Annotated in this window: 1 protein-coding gene and 1 pseudogene; both read left to right on the forward strand. The window is 59.7% G+C overall.

Features of this window, described 5'->3' with window-relative positions; genetic code table 11:
- Nucleotides 1-954, forward strand: a pseudogene (locus tag EOA33_RS25585) (DNA methylase); the annotation flags it as partial.
- 2 nt (nucleotides 955-956) lie between these two features.
- Nucleotides 957-3752: a phospholipase D-like domain-containing anti-phage protein gene (locus tag EOA33_RS25590; RefSeq protein WP_245482433.1), complete on the forward strand. Its 2796-nt coding sequence runs from the start codon at nucleotides 957-959 to the stop codon at nucleotides 3750-3752.
- Nucleotides 3753-4370: the final 618 nt, after the last annotated feature.

Genomic DNA, 4370 nt, shown 5'->3' on the forward strand with positions numbered 1-4370 from the left:
GGGCTGCAGATCGTGATGTTCACTCACCAGTCCGGGTCGGTCTGGGCCGATTTGGCCCAAATCTTCTGGGGTGCCGGCCTGCAGGTGATCGCAGCCTGGTACATCGCCACTGAGACTACCAGTGAGCTCAAGAAGGGCGGCTACGTTCAAGGTACGGTGATCCTCGTTCTCCGTAAGCGGACAGTAGCCGCTTCAGGTTACGAGGACGAGATCGTACAGGATGTTCGGATCGAGGTCGCACGGCAGATCGACACCCTCGTCGGCCTGAACCAGTCCCTCAAGGGCGCCGGCCACATCGAGAATGTCTTCGAAGACCCCGACCTGCAGATGGCCGGGTACGCTGCGGCACTAAGGGTTTTGACCGGCTACACGAAGATTGATGGCCGGGACATGACGTCCGAGGCACTCAGACCGCGCCGGAAAGGAGAGCAGACGTTCGTCGACCGGATGATCGAATACGCCGTCGCCGTCGCAAACGAACATATGATTCCCGAAGGTCTCAGCGCACGACTATGGCAGCAGCTCAAGGGCCCCGAACGCTTCTACCTGAAGATGATCTCCACTGAGGCCGGTGGCAGATCGAAGCTCGATGATTATCAGAACTTCGCGCGAGCCTTCCGCCTTCACGACTATGCGCCCTTCATGCAGAGCATGCAACCGAACGCAGCGCGGCTGAAGTCGGCGGGCGAGTTCGGCCCACGCTACGGCTTCGACCTGCGCGACTTCGGCAACGGTATCGTACGCGCGACCTTATTCGCGATCGACGCGCTGATGAGCGAAGTGAACGTCGAGACTCTGCTAACCCAGCTGCGGGACATCGTTCCAGATTACTTCAAGCGGCGCTCGGACATCATCGAGGTCGCCGATTTCGTCGCCAACCGACGTGGCCGGGTTGAAGGCGAAGGACGACAGGCAAGCGTTCTAGCCAACCTTCTTCGAAACGAACGCCTATAGCTATGAAGACGGGCGGCTCCGGTATGGTCTCCACGCCCTTCGCGGAGCACGGGAGCCTCGCACGCTTCTCCTCCCGGCTCGGCAGGCTTTCGCAGAGCTACCTTGCAGAACGGCTGAGGACCGCTATCACCTACGATCGGATAGCGGGCTACTTCCGATCCTCGATATTCGAACTCGTCGGCGAAGAGATCAAAGGCATCGAAAAGGTTCGCATTGTCGCCAACGCCGACCTCGATCCAGAGGACATCGAAGCTGCCCAGCGGGTCAGGGAGGCGCGGCTGTTCCAGAGATTCGTCGAAGATGACCTGATCGTAGATGCGGTCGTGCATCGAGACCGCTACTCAAAGCTTTACGAACTCCTCATCTCTGGACGCGTCGAAATCAAGGTCGTCCCGCGAACGGTCGCTCCGTTCCTCCACGGCAAAGCTGGTGTAATCACCGGGCCCGAAGGCGCCGTCGCCTTCATGGGTTCAATCAACGAGACCAAGGCAGCCTGGGCTTACAACTACGAACTTGTCTGGGAAGACAGCTCACCAGAAGGCGTCTCCTGGGTCCAAGCCGAGTTCGATGAGCTGTGGGCTCAAGGCAAGCCGCTGCCAGACGCGATCGTAGCCGAAGTCGGACGGCTCGCGAACCGGCGCGAGGTCGAGGTCGTCAACTTCCACGATCAACCAGCTAACATGGTTCCGGCCGCGCTCGCCGAGACGCCGATTTACAGAGAGGGTGAAGCGCTTCAGCCTTGGCAGCGGGCCTTCGTCGTTCAGTTTTTGGCTCATCGCGAAACCTACGGTCGCGCTCGCGTGCTCCTCGCCGACGAGGTCGGCGTCGGCAAGACGTTGTCTCTCGCGGCATCGGCCTTGATCTCGGTCCTGCTGGGAGACGGCCCCGTGCTAATTATGACACCGTCGACACTCCTCGAGCAGTGGCAAATCGAGCTGCTTGACCGGCTCGCGATGCCCGTCGCCCGCTGGCACAGCACCCGGAAATGCTGGATCGACCCCGCCGGCCGCACGATCAAAGGTGCCGGTGTCCCCGACGTCGCCCGCTGCCCGTATGCAGTTGGCCTTGTCTCGACCGGACTCATCGTTCAGGGGGTTGACCGGCATGGCGAACCAAAGCCTGGCACCGAAGCGGAGCACCTGCTGCGACGCCGCTATGGTATGGTCATACTGGACGAGGCGCACAAGGCGCGCAGTTCCGAGCCGGTCGGATCGGACGAGCGATTTCCCAACAATCTGCTGAAGTTTATAACGCGCATAGCGACGCGAACACAGCATATGCTGCTCTCGACAGCCACTCCGATACAGACCAGCGAAGCTGATCTCTGGGATATACTGCAAGCTCTCAACCAAGGCGCCGAGTTTGTCCTGGGAAGCGCATTCTCCGATTGGCAGTTTCCCAACCGCGTGTTGCCCTACCTTAAAGGCGAGCGGCAGGTCATCAACCTCCGTGAGGGTTGGCAGCTAATCACCAATCCTCTGCCGCCAACCGATAACGATGACCTGATTGCCGACATACGATCGGAACTGGACCTAGGTGACAGAGAGTGGCTGACGAACAAGTTTGCGTCGGACATGTCCAATCCTGTAATCGCCATGAAGGCGGAGATGGAGCTCACATCACGAGACTACTTCCGTCGCAACAACCCCTTGCTGCGACACGTCGTACTCAGGAAGCGCAGAGACCTCGAGCGCCTAGGCCTGTTACCGGCGCTGCCAGTCGATATTCATCCAAGCGCCGGAGAACAGATACCTGCGCACCTTTTCGATGGCCTTAGCCTCTACACGTCTGAAGCCTTCAACATCGCCCTTGAGGCAGTGACCGCCTTCACGAAGGCGTATGCGCGTCGCGACAAACCAGCCGGCTTCATGAGAACACTTCTAATGCAGCGCCTCTGCTCCAGCCAAGCCGCCGCGATCGCTACAGCCAAAGCGCTCATGGGGGAAGGCGATCTCGACGAGGAGATCCAAGAAGAGCTCGACTCATCTGCCTTCGACCCGCGCAGCGAAGAACGCAACCATCTTCATGTCATCGTCGATGCCCTGCAAGGCGGCGGCGATCCGAAGTTGAAGGCGGTCCGCTACTTTCTCGACGAGCACGTCACTGACAAGCGCACCTGGCGCGAACTCGGGTCGATCATCTTTAGCCAATACTATGATACGGCTGCTTGGATAGCCGAGTCTCTTAGCCTTGATCGCCCCGACCAAGTCGTCGCACTCTATGCCGGGACAGGCAAGTCACGCCTACTATCGGGCGGCGTGCCCACTTCTATCGAGCGCACGCAAATCAAACACCTCGTCGCAAACCGGGAGATCAAGCTGGTCGTCGCGACGGATGCCGCGTGTGAGGGACTCAACCTGCAGACTCTCGGCACCCTGATCAATGTCGACCTACCCTGGAATCCCTCGAGGCTCGAGCAGCGCATCGGCCGCATCAAACGGTTCGGTCAGACGCGGCAAAGGGTCGACATGGCGAATCTCACGTACGCCGGCACGATCGACGAGAAGGTCTATCGCGTACTGTCCGAACGGCTGAAGAAGTCGAGCGACATCCTCGGCACTCTGCCCGAAACGATCGAAGCCGACTGGATTGAAGATATCGAGACACTGGAGGAGCGCCTGCGCGGGTACACAGTACCGCGTAAGCGATTCGACCCATTCGAAGATCGTTACGCGGCCGGTCTTCTCGCCGAAGACGGGTGGGCGGCCGCGAGCGAAGTTCTGGCTCGTAGCGACGTGGAGCGTATCCTTTCACTTGGGTGGCCAACGCCTCGCGGGCGCGTTGCGACCGGGTCTTAACCTGCGCTGTCCGCGGATTGGACGAGCGCGTTTGCATGCGAAAAGCGCCAACCCCACATCCCGGGCGAAGTGCCTGTCGCACCGCTCGGGTGTTGCGCCCCTACAAAGGTGTTCTTGGAATGCTCGAACTCGTAAACAGCTCCGCGGCAAAGTTATCCGCGAGTTATGGCTATGTAGCTCTCACCTAGACCAGAAACGAGCGTGGAAGAGTTCAGCAGCGCGTTAGCCTGTATGCTTGCTTGCATGCGGAAATTATGAGAGTCCGATCCAGATGCACGCCAATATCCGAACCCTTGATCGAAAAGGATCACTGCGTTTGTCTGGTCGTCAAACTGCAAAGTCATCTTGCGCCCGTGCGAGATTTGGCCACTTAGAAAGGTGCAGTCGAGACCAAGCCGTTTCGCGAGGTCCACCGCGGTGCCCTTTCGGTCGTCTTCGAACCGCCAATCATGGATGAGGCGTGAGTGCCCCCCGTCCGCGCGGTTGCCGAGGGGACTGGTTTGAACCGAGAAGGGCAGAGAGGCCCCTTTGGTCGCCAGTGCATCGCGAAGGGCAGCGGCGGTTCGCATTAGCAGGAGTACCTGGAGCGGAGCCCGTAGATACCGGTCGGAGTAGGCT

Source organism: Mesorhizobium sp. M4A.F.Ca.ET.050.02.1.1, from assembly GCF_003997725.1.
Taxonomy (GTDB): domain Bacteria; phylum Pseudomonadota; class Alphaproteobacteria; order Rhizobiales; family Rhizobiaceae; genus Mesorhizobium.